Source organism: Streptomyces sp. NPDC060194, assembly GCF_042728285.1.
GTDB lineage: Bacteria > Actinomycetota > Actinomycetes > Streptomycetales > Streptomycetaceae > Streptomyces.
In genome coordinates, this window is sequence record NZ_JBHWZH010000061.1 from 1 (window position 1) to 21,021 (window position 21,021).

Consider the following 21,021-nt stretch of genomic DNA (forward strand, 5'->3'; position numbering starts at 1 on the left):
CCCCCCCCCCCCCCCCCCCCGCGCGGCCCCCCCCCCCCCCGCGCACGGCCCTTCTCACTCGTTCGGCAGGTCCGCCGCCGTCGCGAGGTCGTGCTTCAGGAGGGTCAGCAGGTCGGCGGCCTTCGTGCGGGCGGCGGGGAGGCCGGCGCGGTCGTCGACGGGGACGACGACCTCCAGGTAGCACTTGATCTTGGGCTCGGTGCCCGAGGGGCGGACGATGACCCGGGCCGTGAACGCGCCGTCCAGGTGGTAGCGCAGGCCGTCGGTCGCCGGGAGGGCCGCGGAGCCCTGCGACAGGTCGTCCGCACGGACGACGGTCAGCCCGGCGAGGGAGGCCGGGGGCTGCTCCCTGAGAGTGGCCATCGCCTGCGCGATGACATCCAGGTCGTCGACGCGGACCGACAGCTGGTCGGTGGCGTGCAGGCCGTGCTCGACGGCGAGGTCGTCCAGCAGGTCGAGCAGCGTGCGGCCCGCCTCCTTGAGCTCCGACGCCAGCTCCGTGACCGCGAGCGCGGCGGTGATGCCGTCCTTGTCGCGCACGCCCCCGGGGTCGACGCAGTAGCCGAGCGCCTCCTCGTAGCCGTAGGCGAGGCCGTCCACGCGGGCGATCCACTTGAAGCCCGTCAGGGTCTCCTCGTACGGCAGCGCCGCCGCGGCGGCGATCCGGCCGAGGAGGGACGAGGAGACGATCGACGCGGCCAGGGTGCCGGTGCCGCCCTTGCGCACCACGTGCGCGGCGAGCAGCGCGCCGACCTCGTCGCCGCGCAGCATGCGCCAGCCGCCGTCGGCCACCGGGTCCGGGACGGCGACGGCGCAGCGGTCCGCGTCCGGGTCGTTGGCGATCACCAGGTCGGGGCGCTCCCGGCGGGCCGCGGCGAAGGCGAGGTCCATCGCGCCCGGCTCCTCCGGGTTGGGGAACGCGACGGTCGGGAAGTCCGGGTCGGGCTCGGCCTGCTCGGCGACGAGGACCGGGGCGGGGAAGCCGGCGCGGGCGAACGCGGCGAGCAGGGTGCCCGTGCCGACGCCGTGCAGCGCCGTGTGGACGACGCGCGCGGTCCTGGGGCTGCCGGGGGTCAGCACCGCGTCCGTACGGGCCAGGTAGGCCGCCAGGACGTCGTCCCCGAGCGTCTCCCAGCCCTCCGTCGGGCGGGGGACGTCCGCGAGGGACCCCACGGCGGCGATCGCCGCGGCGATGCCCGCGTCCGCGGGGGGCACGATCTGCGATCCGTCACCCAGGTAGACCTTGTAGCCGTTGTCCCGGGGCGGGTTGTGGCTCGCCGTCACCTCGACGCCGGCCACCGCGCCGAGGTGGCGGATCGCGAAGGCGAGGACGGGGGTGGGGAGGGGGCCCGGCAGGACCGCGGCGCGCAGGCCGGCGCCGGTCATCACGGCGGCGGTGTCGCGTGCGAAGTCCGCCGACTTGTGGCGGGCGTCGAAGCCGATGACGACCAGGCCGGTCTCGCCCTGGGCCTTCAGGTACGCGGCGAGGCCGGCCGCGGCGCGGATCACCACGGTGCGGTTCATGCGCATGGGGCCGGCGCCGAGTTCGCCGCGGAGGCCGGCGGTGCCGAACTGGAGGGTGCCGTCGAAGCGGGCCCGGAGGTCCCTCCGTGCCGCGTCGGCGGTGCTCTCGTCGTCGCTCGTCGCGGCGGTGAGGAGTTGTGCGAGTTCGGCGCGGGTGTCGGGGTCGGGGTCCTCGGTGAGCCACGTGGTGGCGGTGGTGAGGAGGTCCTCGGGCACGGTGGGCCTTTCGGTCGTGGCGGGCGGTCGTTGCGGGGCCCTTGGGCGGGCGGCAGCGGGTGGTTCGCGGGCTCGCGGTGCGGTGGATGAGTACGGGTCGTGGGCCGCCTTCGGCGGGAGTCGCCTCCGGCCACCCTCTTCCCGCAGCATCAAGGTGCAGCTCCGCTGCGTGGCCCTCCGGGCGGCCAGGGGGGCTCCGCCCCGCAAACCCCCGTTCGCGACTCCGCCGCGAATACCGGGCTCCGCCCGGTGGCCTCAGGGCCGGGCTGTCTTCTCGGGGCACAGCCCACAGCGCGGACCGCAGCGACCGTTGCCGCCTGCCTCGGGAGGGCCGGGATGGCCCTGCCCCGCAGGGGCAGCGCTTCCCCGGCCGGAGGCCCGGCCCCGCGGCCGCAGCCGCGAACCACGGGGGCGCGGGCGGGGACTCAGATCCGGTTCAGGACCTTCGTCAGGAGCTCGCCCATCGCGACCGCCGAGTCGCGGCCCGCCTGGAGGACCTCCTCGTGGTTGAGGGGCTCGCCGGAGAGCCCCGCGGCGAGGTTGGTGACCAGGGAGATGCCGAGGACCTCTGCGCCGGCCTCGCGCGCGGCGATGGCCTCCAGGACGGTGGACATGCCGACGAGGTCCGCGCCGAGGATGCCGGCCATGCGGACCTCGGCCGGGGTCTCGTAGTGCGGGCCGGGGAACTGGGCGTAGACGCCCTCCTCCAGGGAGGGGTCGATCTCCTGGCAGAGCGCGCGCAGGCGCGGGGAGTACAGGTCGGTGAGGTCGACGAAGTTCGCGCCGACGATGGGGGAGGTCGCGGTGAGGTTCAGGTGGTCGCTGATGAGGACCGGCTGACCGGGCCGCATGCCCCGGCGCAGGCCGCCGCAGCCGTTGGTGAGGACGATGGTCTTCGCGCCGGCGGCGACGGCGGTGCGGACGCCGTGCGCGACGGCGGCGACGCCGCGGCCCTCGTAGTAGTGGGTGCGGCCGAGGAAGACCAGCGCGCGCTTGTCGCCGATGGCGTACGAGCGGACGGTGCCGCCGTGCCCGACGACCGCCGCGCCGGCGAAACCGGGCAGGTCGGTGACGGGGAACTCGGCGGCGGGCGCGCCGAGCGCCTCGGCGGCGGGCGCCCAGCCCGAGCCCATCACGAGGGCGACGTCGTGGGTCTCGGCACCGGTCAGCTCGCGCAGGCGCGCGGCGGCGGTGTCGGCGGCGGCGTACGGGTCGCCCTGGATGAGATCGGGGGTCACAGATGCGTTCACGCGATCGAGGGTAGCCGCTCTTGCCCTACGCGCGTAGATGTCGATGGTCCCGGGACGTGATCGATATGTTTGTCGGAAAAGACGAAAAGATCCGCCGGGTCGTGCCGCGGGATCAGCGACCCCGAGGGAATCGGCAGCTCAGCAGGGATGCTTCCGCAGCTCCATCACGTAGTCGTGCGGCGCGCCCGCCGACTCCGCCGCGTCGGCGCACTCGCCGAGGTACCGCGCGGACGGCAGGCCGCCCTCGTAGCCGTTCAGGACGTACGTCCAGGCGGGCTCGTCGCCGTCGAGGGTGGCGACGCGGACGCGCATCCGCCGGTATATGTCGAGCCCGACGCCCTCCCAGCGGTCCATGGACTCCTCGTCCATCGGCGCGAGGTCGTAGAGCGCGACGAAGACCTGCGAGCGCGGGGCCTCGACGATCGTGGCCAGCGCCCCGTCCCAGCCCATGTGCTCGCCGCCGAAGGTCAGCCGCCAGCCCTGGAGCCAGCCCGTGCCGCGCAGCGGGGAGTGCGGGGCGCGGCGGGACATGAGCCGCGCGTCGAGGTTGCCGGCGTACGCGGCGTAGAGCGACATGGGACCGAGGGTACGGGAGAGGAGCGCGCACGGACGGAGGCCCCGGGGAGAACACACTTGAGGAGTGCGGGACAATGAAGCACGTACTGCGTGCGTCCGGGGTGATCCCCCGGGGCACACCCGGTCGTACCCGAGCACGGCCGGCCACGACAAGTGCGAGGGCTGAACTCAGTGACCCGGATCGTGATCATCGGTGGCGGACCCGGCGGGTACGAGGCGGCGCTCGTCGCCGCGCAGCTCGGCGCGGAGGTGACGGTCGTCGACTGCGACGGCCTCGGCGGGGCGTCGGTGCTCACCGACTGCGTCCCCTCCAAGACCCTCATCGCGACCGCCGAGGTCATGACGACCTTCGACTCCTCCTACGAGGAGCTCGGCATCATCGTGGCCGACGACACCCCGCACGTGGAGCAGGCCGCCCGGGTCGTCGGCGTCGACCTCGGCAAGGTCAACCGGCGGGTCAAGCGCCTCGCGCTCGCCCAGTCCCACGACATCGCCGCCTCGGTGACCCGCGCCGGCGCCCGCGTCCTGCGCGGGAAGGGCCGCCTGGAGGGCCAGCAGGACGCCGACGGCTCGCGCAAGGTCGTCGTCCGCCAGGCCGACGGCAACGAGGAGACGCTGACCGCCGACGCCGTCCTGATCGCCACCGGCGGCCACCCGCGCGAGGTCCCCGACGCGCAGCCCGACGGCGAGCGGATCCTGAACTGGACGCAGGTCTACGACCTCCAGGAGCTGCCCGAGGAGCTGATCGTGGTCGGCTCCGGCGTCACCGGCGCCGAGTTCGCGGGCGCCTACCAGGCGCTCGGCTCCAAGGTCACCCTGGTCTCCTCGCGCGACCGCGTGCTGCCGGGCGAGGACCCGGACGCCGCCGCCGTCCTGGAGGACGTCTTCCGGCGGCGCGGCATGAACGTCATGGCCCGCTCCCGCGCGGCCTCCGCCAAGCGGGTCGGCGACCGCGTCGAGGTGACGCTGCAGGACGGCCGGGTCGTCACCGGCACCCACTGCCTGATGGCCGTCGGCGCGATCCCCAACTCCAGCGGGATGGGCCTGGAGGAGGCCGGCGTCCGGCTGCGCGACTCCGGGCACATCTGGACCGACAAGGTCTCGCGCACCACCGCCCCCGGCGTCTACGCGGCCGGCGACGTCACCGGCGTCTTCGCCCTCGCCTCCGTCGCCGCCATGCAGGGCCGCATCGCGATGTACCACTTCCTGGGCGACGCGGTGGCCCCGCTGAACCTCAAGACGGTCTCCGCGAACGTCTTCACCGACCCGGAGATCGCCACCGTCGGCTGCACCCAGGCCGACGTCGACTCCGGCCGTATCGACGCCAAGGTCGTCAAGCTGCCGCTGCTGCGCAACCCGCGCGCCAAGATGCAGGGCATCCGCGACGGCTTCGTCAAGCTCTTCTGCCGCCCCGGCACCGGCATCGTCGTCGGCGGCTGCGTCGTCGCCCCCAAGGCGAGCGAGCTCATCCACCCGATCTCGATCGCGGTCGACAACAACCTGACCGTCGAACAGATCGCCAAGGCGTTCACGGTCTATCCGTCCCTGTCGGGTTCGATCGCCGAGGTCGCCCGCCAGCTGCACTCGCGGAAGGCCGAGGACGAGAGCTGACGGTCAACGCCCGGGCGCCGCAAGGGAGTCGGGGTGAACGCTCGGTGAGCGGGGCGTATACCACTTCGCGCGGTGCGTCGTGAACAACTTCCGCTATTCGGCGCAAACTGCTGAAAGCACATGGTCGTTGGCGTTACTGTCAGTTTCGTGTTCGCTGCAGAACGTCGTCAACTGATTCTCGAAATGGTGCGCGCCAACGGAGCCGTGTCGCTCCGGGAGCTCGCCCGCGTCGTCCAGACCTCGGAAGTGACCGTACGGCGGGACGTGCGGGCGCTGGAGGCAGAAGGACTCCTCGACCGCCGGCACGGCGGTGCGGTACTGCCGGGTGGTTTCACCCGGGAGTCCGGCTTCCCGCAGAAATCGCACCTCGCGACGGCCGAGAAGACGGCCATCGCCGATCTCGCCGCCGGGCTCGTCGAGGAGGGCGAGGCCATCGTGGTCGGGGCGGGGACCACCACGCAGGAGCTGGCCCGCCGGCTCGCGCGGGTGCCGGGGCTCACCGTCGTCACCAACTCCCTGCTCGTCGCCCAGGCGTTGGCGCACGCCAACCGGGTCGAGGTCGTCATGACCGGCGGCACCCTGCGCGGGAGCAACTACGCGCTCGTCGGCAGCGGCGCGGAGCAGTCGCTGCACGGTCTGCGGGTCTCACGCGCCTTCCTCTCGGGCAGCGGACTGACCGCGGAGCGCGGGCTCTCCACCTCCAACATGCTCTCCGCGAGCGTCGACCGGGCGCTCGTGCAGGCGGCCGCGGAGGTGGTGGTGCTCGCCGACCACGGCAAGCTGGGCACGGACACCATGTTCCAGACCGTGCCGACCGAGCTGATCACCCGGCTGGTCACCGACGAGCCGGCCCCGCACGACGAGCGCGCGGCCACCGAGCTCCAGGCGCTGGCCGACCAGGGCGTCGAGATCACCGTGGCCGAGCAGCAGGGGCACACCGGCCCGGGCGGTCACAGCGGCCCGAACGGCGTCGCACCCGAGCCGGGGCCCGCGAGCCGGTCGCCCCGCCGGGACGCCATGCCCCTGCCGAACCCCCGCCACGGCCAGCACGGCGGCACCCCGGGAGCCCCGCAGCAACTCCGGAGCGCGGCCCTCCCGACCGAACAGCACACCGGCGAACGCGACCGCGAGCGCGCCCGCGTGGCCGAACTCCGCCGCCGCTGAACTTTTTCGGCGGGGGCCTTGGGCGGCGGCGGGGGCCTCGTGCGCCGCTGCGCGGCAGGCGCCGCATCGCTGCGCGGGTGTGACGGCGGAGGGTGGGGTGGGCGGGGGTGCCCCCGCAGCGACGGAGGAGCGAGGAGGTGCCCCCGACCGGCCCGCCCGGCCCCCACGGGGACGGCGCCCTGTCGGCGCGCGCCCCGCACGGGCAGCACGCGGTAGACGCCGGCGCCCGCGAGGGCTGTCACGACCACCGGGCCGCGCGAACCCACCGCGCCCCCCGACTTTGCGGTGACCGCTCTAACCCGCCTTCACACCCCGCAGGGTCAACAGCAGCAGACGGTCGGCCAGTTCGGGGTCCGCCGGGGTCTCCTCCGCCGCGAGCGCGATCGCGTTGGTGAGCTGGAGGAGGTCGCCGATCGTCACGTCCTCGCGGACCACGCCCGCCCGTTGGGCGCGGACCAGCAGCGTCGAACCGGCGTCGCGCATCGGGTTGCTGCACTCGGCGAGCGCCGAACTGCCGTCCGCGCAGGCGGACATGAGCGCGCGGGACAGTCCGCGGTAGTGCGTCGCGTGCGCGACGATCGCCCGCAGCCACTCCACGAGCGCGGTGCACGGCGCCTCCGCGTCGAGCAGCTCGCGCGAACGGGCGAGCAGCTCCTCCACCGCCTCCCGGAAGACCGCGCTCATCAGCGCGTGCCGGGTCGGGAAGTGCCGGTAGAGGGTGCCGATGCCCACGCCCGCCCGCCGGGCGACGTCCTCCAGGGAGGCGTCCGTCCCGTGCTCGGCGAACGCGGCCCGCGCCTCGGCGAGCAGCCGGTCGCGGTTGCGGCGCGCGTCCGCCCGCAGCGGTCGCGGCGAGGCAGTGGTCATACGTCCAGGATGCCAGCAACGGCGCGGGCCCCGGCCGCGCGGTCGTACCGCACGCCGGGGCCCGCGCCGGGCGGACGTCAGTCCTTGATCTCGCAGATGACCGCGCCCGAGGTCAGCGAGCCGCCGACCTCCGCGTTCAGGCCCTTCACGGTGCCCGCCCGGTGCGCGTTGATGGGCTGCTCCATCTTCATCGCCTCCAGGACCACGATCAGCTCGCCCGCGGCGACCTCCTGGCCCTCCTCGACGGCGACCTTCACGACCGTGCCCTGCATCGGCGAGGCGAGCGTGTCGCCGGAGGCCGCCGGGCCGGACTTCTTCGCCGCCCGCCGCTTCGGCTTCGCGCCGGCCGCGAGGCCGGTCCGGGCCAGGCTCATGCCGAGCGACACCGGCAGCGAGACCTCCAGCCGCTTGCCGCCGACCTCGACGACGATCGTCTCGCGCGAGCCGTCGGCGTCCTCGGGGTCTTCGGCGTCACCCCCCGCCGGGGCGAACGGCTTGATCTCGTTGACGAACTCGGTCTCGATCCACCGGGTGTGCACGGTGAACGGGTCCGCGGTGAACGCGGGGTCGACGACCACGGCCTGGTGGAACGGGATGGCCGTCGCCATGCCCTCGACGCGGAACTCGGCCAGTGCCCGGGAGGCCCGCTGGAGCGCCTGCTCGCGGGTCGCGCCGGAGACGACCAGCTTGGCGAGCAGCGAGTCCCACGCCGGGCCGATGACCGAGCCGGACTCGACGCCCGCGTCGAGCCGGACGCCCGGGCCGGACGGCGGCTGGAAGACGGTGACGGTGCCCGGCGCGGGCAGGAAGTTGCGTCCCGGGTCCTCGCCGTTGATGCGGAACTCGAAGGAGTGGCCGCGCACCGGCGGGTCGTCGTAGCCGAGCTCCTCGCCGTCGGCGATGCGGAACATCTCGCGGACCAGGTCGATGCCGGTGACCTCCTCGGTCACCGGGTGCTCCACCTGGAGGCGGGTGTTGACCTCCAGGAACGAGATCGTGCCGTCGGCGGCGACGAGGAACTCCACCGTGCCCGCGCCGACGTACCCGGCCTCCTTGAGGATGGCCTTGGACGCGGCGTACAGCTCGGCGTTCTGCGCCTCGGTGAGGAACGGCGCGGGGGCCTCCTCCACCAGCTTCTGGTGGCGGCGCTGCAGTGAGCAGTCACGGGTGGAGACGACGACGACGTTGCCGTGGGTGTCGGCGAGGCACTGGGTCTCGACGTGGCGCGGACGGTCCAGGTAGCGCTCGACGAAGCACTCGCCGCGGCCGAACGCGGCGACGGCCTCGCGGACCGCCGAGTCGTACAGCTCGGGGACCTCTTCGAGGGTGCGGGCGACCTTCAGGCCGCGGCCGCCGCCGCCGAACGCCGCCTTGATGGCGATCGGCAGCCCGTGCTGCTCGGCGAAGGCGACGACCTCCTCCGCGCCGCCGACCGGGTCGGGGGTGCCGGCGACCAGCGGGGCGCCGGCGCGCTGCGCGATGTGCCGGGCGGCGACCTTGTCGCCGAGGTCGCGGATCGCCTGCGGCGGGGGGCCGATCCAGATCAGCCCGGCGTCGAGGACCGCCTGGGCGAACTCGGCGTTCTCCGAGAGGAATCCGTAGCCCGGGTGGATCGCGTCCGCGCCGGAGTCGCGGGCGGCCTGGAGCACCTTGGCGATGTCCAGGTAGCTGGCCGCGGGGGTGTCACCGCCCAGGGCGAAGGCCTCGTCCGCGGCGCGGACGTGCAGGGCGTCGCGGTCGGGGTCGGCGTAGACCGCCACGGACCCGATCCCGGCGTCCCGGCAGGCACGGGCGACGCGGACGGCGATTTCGCCTCGGTTGGCGATGAGCACCTTGCGCACGATGGCTCCCTCCATGCTGTTGTTCGCTGGGGAAACTCCCAGCCCCCCGGCCGGGAACACCCGAGCCGGGGTGCTCGGCGGGTCGTCGTGCCGAAGTCGTCGGTGAAGCATGCTGAGTTTAGGGAAGTCGTACACGTTCTTCGAGCGGGCCCCGCTCGTGAGGTTGCCCACACAGAGCGTGATTCACGGGCCATGGAAACCGCCGCAACCCTTGTCGTTCCACGGTACGCCGGGTTCTCCCACCGCACAGTAGTGGCCGGATGTGGCGCAGGTCTCTGTCAGGCGGGGCAGCGGCGCGCGGGGATTCTTTGTCGGGTTCCTACGAACGGGCCCGGCATTCTTTGGGGCGCCGGGGCGCGGCCGCCCGGGACGGTCCCGGGGCGGGCCCGGGAGGCCGCCCCACCGGCCCGTTCGCACCGCCCTACGCCTGCGTCGTCCACAACTCCGTGATGCCCGTCCCCAGTTCGGCCAGCAGCGTGCGCAGCGTCGGCAGCGACAGGCCGATGACGTTGCCGGGGTCGCCGTCGATCCCGTCGACGAACGGCGCGGAACGGCCGTCGAGGGTGAACGCGCCGGCCACGTGCAGCGGCTCGCCCGAGGCGACGTAGGCGGCGACCTCGGCGTCGCTGGGGGTGCCGAAGCGGACGGTGGTGGAGGCGGTGGTGGAGGTGCGGCGGCCTGTGACGGTGTCGATCACGCAGTGGCCGGTCCGCAGCACCCCCTCGCGGCCCCGCATCGCCGTCCAGCGGGCGACGGCGTCCGCCGCGTCGGCGGGCTTGCCGTGGGCGATGCCGTCCAGTTCGAGGACGGAGTCGCAGCCGACCACGAGCGCGCCGGAGGCCTCGGGCCGGGCCGCCACCGCCTCCGCCTTGGCCTCCGCGAGCACCCGGGCGAGCTCCGCCGGGGACTGTGCGGTGACCGCGTCCTCGTCGACCCCGCTGACGATCACCTCGGGGGCGAGACCGGCGTCCCGGAGCAGCCCGAGGCGGGCCGGCGACTGGGAGGCGAGGACGAGGCGGCGGGGCGAGAGGGCCGAGGGGGCGGTGGGCGCGGTGGCCGGCGTGGCGTTCATGGCCGTCATCGTAGGACGGCCGGATCCGCCGGCGGCCCGGTCCGCGAAGGCCCCGGCGCCCGGTCCGGGCCGGGCCCGCGGGTCCCGGTGGCGCCCAGGCCGGCGAGCCCGCGGCGGCCGGGTCCGCGGAGCGTCGGCAGCCGGGCCGGGGAGGGGTGCCGCGGTCGCCCGCACCCCCTCAGTGCACCCCCAGCACGAGCATCACCAGCACCATCGCGACCGCCACCAGGATGCCCGCCCGGCGCAGCATCGCCTGGGTCTCGCGCAGTTCCTCGGGGGGCTCGTTCTCCGGATCCGACCACAGCATGCGTCCCAGCGTGCGGGGCGCCCCGGTGGTCCGCCTGAGTACGCGTACTCATCCGGACCACCCGGTTCCGGCCGGGCCGGCGGCCGGAACCGCCGGCTCCCGTCAGCCCGGCCAGTACGACCGCGCCCACGCCGCCGCGCCCGGCCGCGGCAGCCGGTGGCGGGCGATCCTGGCGGGCGCGCTCCAGTCCGCCGGCGGCTCCTGCGGGCCCCCCGCGTCCCCGCCGGACGCGGCGGCCCGCGCCTGGACCACCGCCAGTGCGGCGGCCAGCTCCTCGGGGGTCGGGTTGCCCCGTACGACCTTGATCACAGCGGCTCTCCTCTCCTGGCGATCCTCGCGATGTCCTTCGACCACCGGCTACAGCGGGATGTTCCCGTGCTTCTTCGGCGGCAACGACTCGCGCTTCGTGCGCAGTTGGCGCAGCCCGCGGACGATGTGCCGCCGGGTCTCCGACGGCATGACCACCGCGTCGACGTAGCCGCGCTCGGCCGCCACGTACGGGTTGAGGAGGGTGTCCTCGTAGTCGGCGATCAACTCCGCGCGCTTGTCCTCCAGTTGCTCCGGAGCGGTCTCGGCGAGCGTGCGGCGGTGCAGGATGTTGACCGCGCCCTGCGCGCCCATGACGGCGATCTGGGCCGTCGGCCAGGCGAGGTTGAGGTCCGCGCCCAGGTGCTTGGAGCCCATGACGTCGTACGCCCCGCCGAACGCCTTGCGGGTGATGACCGTGATCAGCGGCACGGTCGCCTCGGCGTAGGCGTAGATCAGCTTCGCGCCGCGGCGGATGATGCCGCTGTACTCCTGGTCGACGCCCGGCAGGAAGCCGGGCACGTCCACGAACGTCAGCACGGGGATGTTGAACGCGTCGCAGGTGCGGACGAACCGGGCGGCCTTCTCGGAGGCGTTGATGTCGAGACAACCCGCGTACTGCATCGGCTGGTTGGCGACGATGCCGACCGGGTGGCCCTCCACCCGGCCGAAGCCGGTGACGATGTTCGGCGCGAACAGCGCCTGCGTCTCCAGGAACTCGCCCTCGTCCAGGACGTGTTCGATCGCAGTGTGCATGTCGTACGGCTGGTTCGCGCTGTCCGGGATCAGCGTGTCGAGCTCGCGGTCCTCGTCCGTCGTCTCCAGGTCCGCCTCCTCCGGGTAGGCCGGGGCCTCGGAGAGGTTGTTCGACGGCAGGTAGGACAGGAGCGACTTGACGTACTCGATCGCGTCCTTCTCGTCGCCCGCCATGTGGTGCGCGACGCCCGAGGTCGTGTTGTGGGTGCGGGCCCCGCCCAGCTCCTCGAAGCCGACGTCCTCGCCCGTCACCGTCTTGATCACGTCGGGACCCGTGATGAACATGTGCGAGGTCCGGTCGACCATCACCGTGAAGTCGGTGATCGCCGGCGAGTAGACCGCGCCCCCCGCGCACGGGCCCACGATCAGGCTGATCTGCGGGATCACGCCGGAGGCGTGCACGTTCCTGCGGAAGATCTCGGCGAACAGGCCGAGCGCGACCACGCCCTCCTGGATCCGCGCGCCGCCGCCGTCGTTGATGCCGACGATCGGGCAGCCGGTCTTCGTCGCGAAGTCGAGGACCTTGACGATCTTCTCGCCGTAGACCTCGCCGAGCGAGCCGCCGAAGATGGTGAAGTCCTGCGAGTAGACGCAGACCGGGCGGCCGTCGACCGTGCCGTAGCCGGTCACCACACCGTCGCCGTACGGGCGGTTCTTCTCGATGCCGAAGTTCGTCGACCGGTGCCGGGCGAACTCGTCGAGCTCCGTGAACGAGCCCTCGTCCAGGAGGAGTTCGATGCGCTCACGGGCGGTCAGCTTGCCCTTCGCGTGCTGCTTCTCCACCGCGCGGGCGGAGCCGGCGTGCGTGGCCTCCTCGGTGCGGCGCTGGAGGTCCGCGAGCTTCCCCGCGGTGGTGTGGATGTCGTTCGGGTCGGACATCGGGCGCGGCTCCCTGACTTTCGCTCTGGCGCTGGCGGGCCCGGCTGCACACCGGGTACGGCGTCGGGCCGACACGCGCGGTGGGACGGGTCGGCCCGTCGTGCCCGCATCGGCCCTGGTGAGGGTTACTGGCTCGTAGCGTAGTGGCGCGGATACGCCTCGGCAGTGCGGCGTTCGCCACACGTACGGTGACCCTTATGACGTCATCCGATGCATTCGGCAGCAGCTGGTCCGACCTGGAGCGGCCGCCGCTCAACGCCCCTTCCCTGCGGCGCGCCCTCGTACGCCCCGGATCGGTGTGGACCTCGCTGGACGTGGTCGCGGCGACCGGTTCCACGCACACGGACCTCGTCGGACGGGTCCGCGAGGGGTCCGCGAAGGAGGGTGCGGTCCTCGTCGCCGAGTCGCAGAGCGCCGGGCGGGGGCGGCTGGACCGGGCCTGGAGCGCGCCGCCCCGGTCCGGTCTCTTCTTCTCCGTCGTCCTGCGGCCGACCGGCGTCCCGCCGGCCCGCTGGGGCTGGCTCCCGCTGCTCGCCGGGGTGGCGACGGCGACGGCGGTGGCCCGGGCGGGCGGCGTCGACACCGGGCTGAAGTGGCCCAACGACCTGCTCCTGACCGTCGACGGCGAGGAGCGCAAGGCCGGCGGGATCCTCGCCGAGCGGGTCGACGACCACGTCGTCCTCGGCGTCGGCCTCAACGTCACCCTGCGCGCGGACGAGCTGCCGGTCCCCACCGCCGGGTCCCTCGCGCTCGCCGGGGCCGTCGGCACCGACCGCGACCCGCTGCTGCGGGCGGTGCTGCGGTCGCTCGGCGACCGGTACGAGCGCTGGCGCTCCGCCGCCGGCGACCCGTCGGCCAGCGGGCTGCAGGAGGCGTACGCCGCGGGGTGCGTGACGCTCGGCCGGTCGGTGCGGGCGCAGCTGCCGGGGGACCGGTCGCTCGTCGGCGAGGCGGTGGCCGTCGACGGGGACGGGCGGCTCGTGCTCGCGACGGGGGACGGGGTGCAGGAGCCCGTGGGCGCCGGGGACATCGTGCACCTGCGCAACGCCTGAGGTCCGACGGGCCGCGGAGGCGGCGGCCCGTGGCCCGGTAAGGCAGTGAGCTACGGCACACCTGCCGTAAGGTTGAGGCGTTCCACGACGAAGGAGCCAGTAGGTAGTGACCGCCGACGATCCGGGCGCGGCCGCGGACATCCGGCCCGCGCAGGGCGATGGGCTTCCCGAGCCCGGCGACAACCCCCTCGCCATCCGTCTGGAGCAGCTGATCCTCGGCGCCGAGCGGCGCTACACCCCGTTCCAGGCCGCGCGGACGGCCGGCGTCTCCATGGAGCTGGCCTCCCGGTTCTGGCGGGCCATGGGCTTCGCCGACATCGGGCAGGCGAAGGCGCTCACCGAGGCGGACGTGCTGGCGCTGCGGCGGCTCGCGGGCCTCGTCGAGGCGGGCCTGCTGAGCGAGGCCATGGCGATCCAGGTCGCCCGGTCCACCGGGCAGACCACCGCGCGGCTCGCCGAGTGGCAGATCGACTCCTTCCTGGAGGGGCTCACCGAGCCGCCCGAGCCCGGCATGACCCGCACCGAGGTCACGTACCCGCTGGTCGAGCTACTCCTGCCGGAGCTGGAGGAGTTCCTCGTCTACGTCTGGCGGCGGCAGCTCGCCGCGGCGACCGGGCGGGTCGTGCAGGCCGCGGACGACGAGGAGATGGTCGACCGGCGGCTCGTCGTCGGCTTCGCCGACCTCGTCGGCTTCACCCGGCTCACCCGGCGGATGGAGGAGGAGGAACTCGGCGAGCTGGTCGAGGCGTTCGAGACCACCGCGGCGGACCTGGTCGCGGCCCGAGGAGGCCGCCTGGTCAAGACGCTCGGCGACGAGGTCCTCTTCGCCGCGGACGACGCGGGCGTCGCGGCCGAGATCGCGCTGCGCCTCGTCGAGACGATGGCGCAGGACGACACCATGCCCGAGCTGCGTGTCGGCATGGCCTTCGGCACCGTCACCACCCGCATGGGCGACGTCTTCGGCACCACCGTCAACCTCGCCTCCCGGCTCACCTCGATAGCTCCCCGCAACGCGGTGCTCGTCGACGGCGCGCTCGCCGAGGAGCTGATCCGCACGGCCGAGGCCCCCGCCTCCGAGTCCGAGGCCGCCGCGGCGGCGGAGAAGGCGCAGGCTGCGGGCGAGGAGCCCCCCGTCTACCGCTTCGGGCTCCAGCCGATGTACCAGCGCCCCGTCCGCGGCCTCGGCGTCGTCGAACCCTGGATGCTCGGCCGTCGCACGGGGCGCTAGTCCGGTCGCGGGGGCGGTGTCACGGGCGGTGCCGCTCCGCCGGTGTGCGCGGTCATGCCCGCGGCAACCGTCCGCTCCGATACGGCCGGTAGGCAGGGGGGTGTCGCGCTGCCATGATCGTGGGAACGGTCGTTAACAGGGAGGCGGTGCGCGGTGGAGAGGTTCGGGGAGTTCGTGGGGGTGCGTCGGGAGGGGTTCGTCGCGGAGGTGGTGCTGGACCGGCCGAAGGCGATGAACGCGGTGTCGACGGGGATGGCGGTGGCGATCGCTGCGGCGTGCGAGGCGGTGGGCCGCAGTGATGCGCGGGCGGTCGTGCTGAGTTCGAAGCACGAGCGCGCGTTCTGCGTGGGGGCGGATCTGAAGGAGCGGAACTCCTTCAGCGACGAGGAGTTGCTGCGGCAGCGGCCGACCGCGCGGGCCGCGTACACCGGGGTGCTGGACCTGCCGGTGCCGGCGATCGCCGCGGTGGGCGGGTTCGCGCTCGGCGGCGGGTACGAGCTGGCGCTGGCGTGCGACGTGATCGTGGCGGGGCCGGGCGCGGTGGTGGGGCTGCCGGAGGTGTCGGTGGGGGTGATCCCCGGGGGCGGGGGGACGCAGCTGCTGCCGCGCAGGGTGGGGGCCGCGCGGGCGGCGGAGCTGGTCTTCACCGGGCGGCGGGTCGAGGCCGCGGAGGCGCACCGGCTGGGCCTGGTGGACGTGCTCGCCGAGGACGCCCGCGAGGACGCGCTCGACCTGGCGCAGCGGATCGCGAGGAACTCGCCGGTCGGGCTGCGCGCGGCCAAGCGGGCGCTCCGGCTGGGGCAGGGGACGGACCTCCGGGTCGGCCTGGAGGTCGAGGACGCGGCGTGGCGCGCGGTCGCGTTCTCCGGCGACCGCAAGGAGGGCGTCGCCGCGTTCAACGAGAAGCGCGACCCGGAGTGGCCGGGGCGGTAGGCGCGGCCCTGGAGCGGTGTGTCAGACGTCGCGCCCCGGGACGGGAGCGGTCGGGCGCGCTCGGGGCGGGCCGTCCGACCGCTCGGACGGCCTCCCGTGCCGTACGGCCGCCCACCCGAGGGCGCCGTAGACGACCGCCGTCGCCGCGCCCGGCGCGAGGAGGAGCGTTCCCACGCTCCAGTCGCCGGCCGTCGCCGCGGCCAGCAGCGCGAGGGCCGTGGCGGAGGCGACCGCCACGCCGGGCCGGGAGGCCGCGGGACCGGTGCGGGCGGTCCCGCGCACGGCGGGCCAACGGGCCCCGGCGGACGCGAGGTTGGTCAGGCAGTACGTGGTGAGGACGACCGCCGCCGCGGCGCCGAGCAGCGGCGGGGTGTCCGCCCGCGGCGGGGTGCGGGCCAGGAGCGCGGTGAGCAGGAGGGCGCAGGGCAACACGGCGTACAGCGCGCCCCGGAGGGTGGCGCCGCGGGACGGCCCGGGGGCCGGGGCGGTGGCTTCGAGCCCCACCCAGCAGAACAGCAGCGGGAGCAGGGCGGCGGCGGTCCCCGGCGGGGGCCGGTCCAGGGCCAGCCACCCGGACGCCCAGGCGGCGCAGAGCAGCAGGACGAGCCCGAGCCGCAGCCGGAGCAGGAGCGGCGGCGGGCGCGTCCCGGCCAGCGCCCCGAGGGCTCCCGCGGCCAGCACCGCGAGGGCGGTCCAGCGGGCCGCCGCTCCGTCCGCGGCGAACTCGCCGGCGGCGGCCGCCACGGCGGCCTGGCCGCAGGCGAACCCGCCGAAGTAGACCGCGTGCAGGGCGCGTTCGAGCCGCGGCCCGCCCCACCGGCCCGCCGCCGCGACCGGCCCGCCCGGAACCGTCCCGCCGGCCCGGGTGAGCAGCAGGTGCCACCCGAGGAGCGCGGCGGCCAGCCCCAGCGGCACGGCCGCGGGGACGGGAGCCAGCGCGGCGGGCACCAGCAGCGACCCCGCCCCCAGAACCGCCGCACCGGCACCGAGCACGGAGCCGACCGGCCCCGCCGCGCGGACCGAGTCCGCCGCGCCGACCGGGCCCGCCCCGCTGACCGTACCCGCCGCGTCGACTGGGCCTACCGCGCTGACCGGACCTGGCGCGCGGACCGTGCCTGCCGCGCGGACCGTGTCTGCCGCGCCGACTGATTCCGCCGCTCCGACCGTGCCCGCCCCGCTGACCGGGCCTGCCGTGCTGACCGGGCCTGCCGCGCTGACCGTGCCTGCCGCGCCGACCGATTCCGCCGCGCCGACCGACCCCGTCCCGACGACCGGCCCGCGGGCCGGGCCCCGCGAGTGGCCGGCCCGCTCGTCTCCCCGTCGTGTCGTGCTCACAGCTCGTGGAAGAAGGCGGGCGGGACCGACGTCAGGGTGGTGCCCGCCGGGATCAGCGGGCCGTCGGTGCGGTCCGGCCAGGACGGCATGCGGTGGGTGGGGTCGACGGGGATGCCGAGGCGGGGGGCGAGGAAGGCCGACCAGCCGGGCATCAGGGGCGCCGCCGTCGTCGCCACGACGGCGAGGGCCTCCAGGTGGACGGCGAGGCGGCCGGCGTAGCGGTCGCGGTCGGCGGGGTCGATGCGCAGCCGCCGCAGCTCGCCCAGGTCCCGCACCCCGGTGGCGACCGCCGCGGCCAGCGCCCGCGCCGCGACCTGCGGGGACAGCGACTCCGCCGCGAGCGAGCCGGCGACGTCCGCCGGCAGCCCGTCCAGGACCGCGGCCAGCGGGCCTGCCGCGGAGGCCGGGCCGGGCTCCGCCGTCGGGATGGTGCCCTCGAAGTCCTCGACCACCATCGCCGCGAGCGTGCGGGTCCAGGTCTCCACGCCGCCGACCAGCACGTCCTGGACGGTCGCCGCGAACTCCTTGGCGGCGAAGTTGGTCTGCTCGCGCTCCGGGCCGGTCAGGGCGAGGTGGAAGCGCAGGGCGTCGCCGGACACCTGGCGCAGGAAGTCGCCGCCCCAGATGGCGTGGTCGCGGCTGGTGGAGAACTTCTCGCCCTCCAGGCGGTAGAACTCGTTCGTCACCACCTGGGCGGGCAGCGTGGCGGAGCCCTCGGCGAGGAGCAGCGCCGGCCACAGGACGGCGTGCGAGAACGAGCAGTCGAAGCCGATGAAGTTCACGATCCGGGTCTCCGGGTCGGCCCACTGCCGCTCCCAGCGGGACGGTTCGCCCTCGCCCTCCGCGAGCCGGGCGCTCGCGGCGACGTAGCCGAAGATGCCGCTGAACCAGGTGTCGAGGATGTGCCCCTCCCAGCCGGCGAGCGGGACGGGCACGCCGTAGTCGGCGATCCGGCTGACCGGGGTCAGCGGCAGCTCGCGGGCGAACAGCGCGTCGAGGTAGGCCCGTAGCCGCGGCCGCCACTCGGCGTGCTCCTGGGCCTGCGCGTAGTAGGCGAGCAGCCGGTCGCGGTACTCCTCCAGGGGCAGGCAGATCCGCTCCAGCGTCCGCACCTCGGGCGTCTCCCAGCACGCCGTGCACCGCGGGTTCGCGAGCCCGGTCGTCTCCTGCGGCAGCCCGCAGGCCTCGCAGTAGACGCCGTCGGACGGGTCGCCGCAGAACTGGCACTCGCCCCGCACCTCGGCCTCGTAGAGGTTCCGCTCGCATCCCGTGCAGTGGAAGACGGGCAGTTCGCGGGTGACGAGGCGGCCCTGCTCCCACAGCGAGGTGAAGTAGCGCTGGACGATCTCCGTGTGCCGGGCGTCGGTCAGCGGGCGGGTGAAGAAGTCGTGGTGCATCGCCCCGAGGGACAGCGTCTCCTCCATCCGGTTGCCGAAGGTGAACGCCGCCCGGTGCGCGGTCCAGCCCAGCTCCGCGGCCCGGCGCGGCACGTAGCAGGAGTGCTCGTCGGAGTACCCGACGTAGGAGACGTCGTGGCCGCGCTGGCGCAGGTGGCGGGTGAGGATGTCGGCGCCGAGGAACGGGCCGGCGAGGTGCCCCAGGTGCAGGTCGCCGTTGGGGTTCGGCGGGGCGCTGGTGACGATGTACGTGGTCATGGCGGGGATCTCCTGGAGGGGGGAAGGGCGGGCGGGGCGGAAGAGTGTGCGGGCGGGGGCGGCCGAGGGGCGCGGGCACGGGGTGCACCGGCGCCCCGACCGGCCCTCCGCGTCAGGCGAGTGCGCGGTCCTCCGGCGGGGTGGCCGTGGTGAGCGCGGGTGGTCCGGGCTGGTGGAGGCGGGAGGCCGCCGCGGTGACGCGCGCGCCGGGCGGCAGGTCGTCGAGGACGACCGCGTGCGCGCCGATCCGCGCGCCCGCGCCGACCGTCACGGGACCGAGGACGCTGGCCCCCGTGCCGATGACGACGCCGTCGCCGACCACGGGGTGCCGGCGGGTGCCCGCGGGGCGGCGGAAGTCCTTCCACCAGCCCGCCGAGCCCAGCGTGACCTGGTGGTACAGCATCACGTCGTCCCCGACCCGCACGGTCTCGCCGATCACCACGCCCGTGCCGTGGTCGACGAAGAACCGGCGTCCGATCACCGCCCCCGGGTGGATCTCGATGCCGCTGACGGCCCGCGCGGCCAGGGACAGCGCCCGCGCGGTGAGCCGGTGGCCGTCCTTCCACAGCCGGTGGGCGATCCGGTAGGTCCACAGGGCGTGGATGTGCGGGTAGAGCAGCGCCTCGCGCCGGCTGCGCGCGGCGGGGTCCTTCGCCAGCACCGTGGCGACGTCCTCGGCGAGCACGGCGAGGACGGATCGGCTGCGCGCCGGGGGCAGGGGGTGGACGAGCCGCATCCCGGCCTCCGCGGGTTCGCCGTCACATGTGGTCATAGGGGACCTCCGGCAGGAACGGGCGGTGCTCGTCGAAGCGCTGCGGACGGTAGGGGTCGAGGAGGGGCTGCGCGGCCTTGCCGACGACGGCCCCGCCCTCGGTGATCTCGGCCGCGGCGAGTTCGGCGACGGCCGGGGCGGTCTTGAAGCCGCCGCCGCTGAAGGCGAGGGCGAGGTAGAGCCCGTCGGGGCCGGCCGGGCCGATCGCGGGCCGCTTGTCGGCGGTGTAGCCGTCGAAGCCGGCGCGGGTCCCCGCGAGCGGGGCCCCGGCCAGGGCCGGCACCCGGCGGGAGAGGTTCGCGACCGCCGCGCCGACCTCGTCGGCGGTCAGGGGCGCCGGGGCGCCGTCGAGGGACATCTCCGGGGCGCTGGGCACCCCGAAGAAGAGGCGGTCGAGGCCCTCGGGCCGGAAGTAGGCGCCGATCGTGTCGTCCACGCAGGTCGGCACCGAGGCGGGCGAGCCGCGGAGGCCCGCGCGGTCCACCTCGGCCTGCGCGACGCCGATCCGGCGCGGCGCGACGGGCACCCGGACGCCCAGGTGCGCGGCCGGGACGGCCCCCCAGGCGCCGCCCGCGAGGACGACCAGGGGGGCGAGGACTGGGCCGAGCGTGGTCTCCACGCCGGTGACCGCGCCACCGCGCTCGACCACCCGCAGCACCCGTACGCCCTCCAGGACGGTGACGCCGAGCCGCCGGGCGGCGGCGGTCAGGGCGAGCGCGGTGGCCGCGGGGTCGGCGTAGCCGCCGTCGGGCTCCCAGACCGCCGCGCCGACGCCGTCGGTGGACAGGCCCGGGTAGAGGGCGGGCAGGTCGGCCGGGTCGACGAGGCGGCTGCGGTGCTCGCCCGCCGCCTCGGCCGCGCGGGCGTGGTTGCGGTGCAGCGCGTCGGCGTGCCGCTCGCCGACCAGCATGACGAACCCGGTGCGGCGGTATCCGCAGTCACCGCCGACGAGGTCCGCCCAGTGCTCGAAGAAGGGCAGGCCGCGGGCGGCGAGCGCGGTGTCGGCGGCGGCCGTGTGGTGGAGCCGCAGGAGGCCGCCGGACCGGGAGGTGGCGCCCTCCGCGCCCGCCCTGCCCTGCTCGCAGACGACGACCCTGCCCAGGCCCGCCCGGGCCAGCGCGTGGGCGAGGGCCGCGCCCACCACCCCCGCGCCGACCACGACGGCGTCGGCGGTACGTGGCCCGCTCACGCCGTCGTCCCGGCGGTCGCGTCGGGAGCGGGCGTGGCGGGGGCCGGCGCGTCGGGAGCGGGCGCGTCAGGGGTCGGCGCGGCGGTGCCGGTGGCCGGGTCGATACCGAACTCCCGTGCCCAGTGCGCCCGTTCGCGGGCTATCGCGTCGCTGCCGTTCCACCAGACGGTGATGAAGCGCAGCCGGGTCGTGCCGTCGTTGGTGAGGTCGTGGTCGGTGAACGGGGTGATGAAGACGGTGTCGCCGGCGCCGACCCGCCGGGTCTCCTCGCCCTGGCGCATGATGCCGCTGCCCTCGACGACGAAGAACATCTCGTTCTCGTCGTGGGAGTGCGCGGTGGACGTCGCGCCGGGTGCCACGTCCACCCAGGCCCCGCCCCAGAAGGGCTCCTTCACCGCGTCGTTCCAGGGGAAGATCCGGCGGCCGGAGACGTTGTACGCCTCCTCGAAGGTCATGTCCTCGGGGGCGGTGGTGAACACGTGCATCGC

General features: G+C 75.0%; 19 protein-coding genes. 5 read left to right on the forward strand and 14 right to left on the reverse strand.

Annotated elements, in window-relative coordinates; translation table 11 throughout:
- Window positions 1-54: 54 nt before the first annotated feature.
- The 3 genes from ACFWEG_RS15760 to ACFWEG_RS15770 form a co-directional block, all read right to left on the reverse strand.
- A complete protein-coding gene (locus tag ACFWEG_RS15760) occupies window positions 55-1,740 on the reverse strand; it encodes a phospho-sugar mutase (RefSeq protein WP_387214811.1) in 1,686 nt (561 codons plus the stop codon).
- Window positions 1,741-2,165: 425 nt separating this feature from the next.
- Complete coding sequence (locus tag ACFWEG_RS15765; protein WP_387214814.1) at window positions 2,166-2,990, reverse strand: purine-nucleoside phosphorylase; 825 nt, start codon at window positions 2,988-2,990, stop codon at window positions 2,166-2,168.
- A gap of 138 nt (window positions 2,991-3,128) precedes the next feature.
- Entirely contained in the window at window positions 3,129-3,566 is a 438-nt protein-coding gene (locus ACFWEG_RS15770; protein ID WP_387214817.1) for a gamma-glutamylcyclotransferase, read from the reverse strand.
- Between the two features lie 162 nt (window positions 3,567-3,728).
- On the opposite strand from ACFWEG_RS15770, the gene ACFWEG_RS15775 reads away from it, so the two are divergent.
- Together ACFWEG_RS15775 and ACFWEG_RS15780 are read left to right on the forward strand one after the other, a co-directional pair.
- Complete coding sequence (locus ACFWEG_RS15775; RefSeq protein WP_387214895.1) at window positions 3,729-5,177, forward strand: NAD(P)H-quinone dehydrogenase; 1,449 nt, start codon at window positions 3,729-3,731, stop codon at window positions 5,175-5,177.
- 147 nt (window positions 5,178-5,324) lie between these two features.
- Window positions 5,325-6,341, forward strand: a complete 1,017-nt coding sequence (locus tag ACFWEG_RS15780; RefSeq protein ID WP_387214819.1) for a DeoR/GlpR family DNA-binding transcription regulator — start codon at window positions 5,325-5,327, stop codon at window positions 6,339-6,341.
- Between the two features lie 294 nt (window positions 6,342-6,635).
- Here ACFWEG_RS15780 and ACFWEG_RS15785 read toward each other — a convergent pair whose 3' ends face one another.
- The 6 genes from ACFWEG_RS15785 to ACFWEG_RS15810 all read right to left on the reverse strand — a co-directional run bounded on the left by ACFWEG_RS15785 (window position 6,636) and on the right by ACFWEG_RS15810 (window position 12,369).
- Entirely contained in the window at window positions 6,636-7,208 is a 573-nt protein-coding gene (locus ACFWEG_RS15785) for a TetR/AcrR family transcriptional regulator (RefSeq protein WP_387214822.1), read from the reverse strand.
- A 77-nt stretch (window positions 7,209-7,285) separates the two neighbouring features.
- Window positions 7,286-9,049: an acetyl/propionyl/methylcrotonyl-CoA carboxylase subunit alpha gene (locus ACFWEG_RS15790; RefSeq protein ID WP_387214898.1), complete on the reverse strand. Its 1,764-nt coding sequence runs from the start codon at window positions 9,047-9,049 to the stop codon at window positions 7,286-7,288.
- A 421-nt stretch (window positions 9,050-9,470) separates the two neighbouring features.
- On the reverse strand, window positions 9,471-10,121 hold the full coding sequence (locus tag ACFWEG_RS15795; RefSeq protein ID WP_387214825.1) for a Maf family protein: 651 nt from the start codon (window positions 10,119-10,121) through the stop codon (window positions 9,471-9,473).
- Window positions 10,122-10,299: 178 nt separating this feature from the next.
- On the reverse strand, window positions 10,300-10,428 hold the full coding sequence (gene mmpB / locus ACFWEG_RS15800; RefSeq protein ID WP_387214828.1) for a morphogenic membrane protein MmpB: 129 nt from the start codon (window positions 10,426-10,428) through the stop codon (window positions 10,300-10,302).
- A 102-nt stretch (window positions 10,429-10,530) separates the two neighbouring features.
- Entirely contained in the window at window positions 10,531-10,737 is a 207-nt protein-coding gene (locus tag ACFWEG_RS15805) for an acyl-CoA carboxylase epsilon subunit (RefSeq protein WP_387214831.1), read from the reverse strand.
- A 48-nt stretch (window positions 10,738-10,785) separates the two neighbouring features.
- A complete protein-coding gene (locus ACFWEG_RS15810) occupies window positions 10,786-12,369 on the reverse strand; it encodes an acyl-CoA carboxylase subunit beta (protein ID WP_387214834.1) in 1,584 nt (527 codons plus the stop codon).
- A gap of 197 nt (window positions 12,370-12,566) precedes the next feature.
- On the opposite strand from ACFWEG_RS15810, the gene ACFWEG_RS15815 reads away from it, so the two are divergent.
- The 3 genes from ACFWEG_RS15815 to ACFWEG_RS15825 all read left to right on the forward strand — a co-directional run bounded on the left by ACFWEG_RS15815 (window position 12,567) and on the right by ACFWEG_RS15825 (window position 15,582).
- Window positions 12,567-13,421 (forward strand): biotin--[acetyl-CoA-carboxylase] ligase, encoded by an 855-nt coding sequence (locus ACFWEG_RS15815; RefSeq protein WP_387214836.1) that lies wholly within the window; start codon window positions 12,567-12,569, stop codon window positions 13,419-13,421.
- Between the two features lie 106 nt (window positions 13,422-13,527).
- A complete protein-coding gene (locus ACFWEG_RS15820) occupies window positions 13,528-14,649 on the forward strand; it encodes an adenylate/guanylate cyclase domain-containing protein (RefSeq protein WP_387214839.1) in 1,122 nt (373 codons plus the stop codon).
- 153 nt (window positions 14,650-14,802) lie between these two features.
- Window positions 14,803-15,582: an enoyl-CoA hydratase/isomerase family protein gene (locus tag ACFWEG_RS15825; RefSeq protein ID WP_387214842.1), complete on the forward strand. Its 780-nt coding sequence runs from the start codon at window positions 14,803-14,805 to the stop codon at window positions 15,580-15,582.
- A gap of 21 nt (window positions 15,583-15,603) precedes the next feature.
- On the opposite strand, the gene ACFWEG_RS15830 is transcribed toward ACFWEG_RS15825, so the two are convergent.
- The 5 genes from ACFWEG_RS15830 to ACFWEG_RS15850 all read right to left on the reverse strand — a co-directional run bounded on the left by ACFWEG_RS15830 (window position 15,604) and on the right by ACFWEG_RS15850 (window position 21,018).
- Window positions 15,604-16,575 (reverse strand): hypothetical protein, encoded by a 972-nt coding sequence (locus tag ACFWEG_RS15830; protein WP_387214845.1) that lies wholly within the window; start codon window positions 16,573-16,575, stop codon window positions 15,604-15,606.
- A 338-nt stretch (window positions 16,576-16,913) separates the two neighbouring features.
- Window positions 16,914-18,572 (reverse strand): class I tRNA ligase family protein, encoded by a 1,659-nt coding sequence (locus ACFWEG_RS15835; protein WP_387214848.1) that lies wholly within the window; start codon window positions 18,570-18,572, stop codon window positions 16,914-16,916.
- 112 nt (window positions 18,573-18,684) lie between these two features.
- Window positions 18,685-19,344, reverse strand: a complete 660-nt coding sequence (gene epsC / locus ACFWEG_RS15840) for a serine O-acetyltransferase EpsC (protein WP_387214851.1) — start codon at window positions 19,342-19,344, stop codon at window positions 18,685-18,687.
- Window positions 19,331-20,533: an NAD(P)/FAD-dependent oxidoreductase gene (locus ACFWEG_RS15845; RefSeq protein WP_387214854.1), complete on the reverse strand. Its 1,203-nt coding sequence runs from the start codon at window positions 20,531-20,533 to the stop codon at window positions 19,331-19,333. Before ACFWEG_RS15845 ends, epsC begins: the two co-directional genes overlap by 14 nt.
- The gene (locus ACFWEG_RS15850; RefSeq protein WP_387214857.1) at window positions 20,530-21,018 is read right to left on the reverse strand and encodes a cupin domain-containing protein; all 489 of its coding nucleotides are present in this window, start codon (window positions 21,016-21,018) and stop codon (window positions 20,530-20,532) included. The genes ACFWEG_RS15845 and ACFWEG_RS15850 overlap by 4 nt, the downstream gene beginning before the upstream one ends.
- Between the last annotated feature and the right edge of the window lie 3 nt (window positions 21,019-21,021).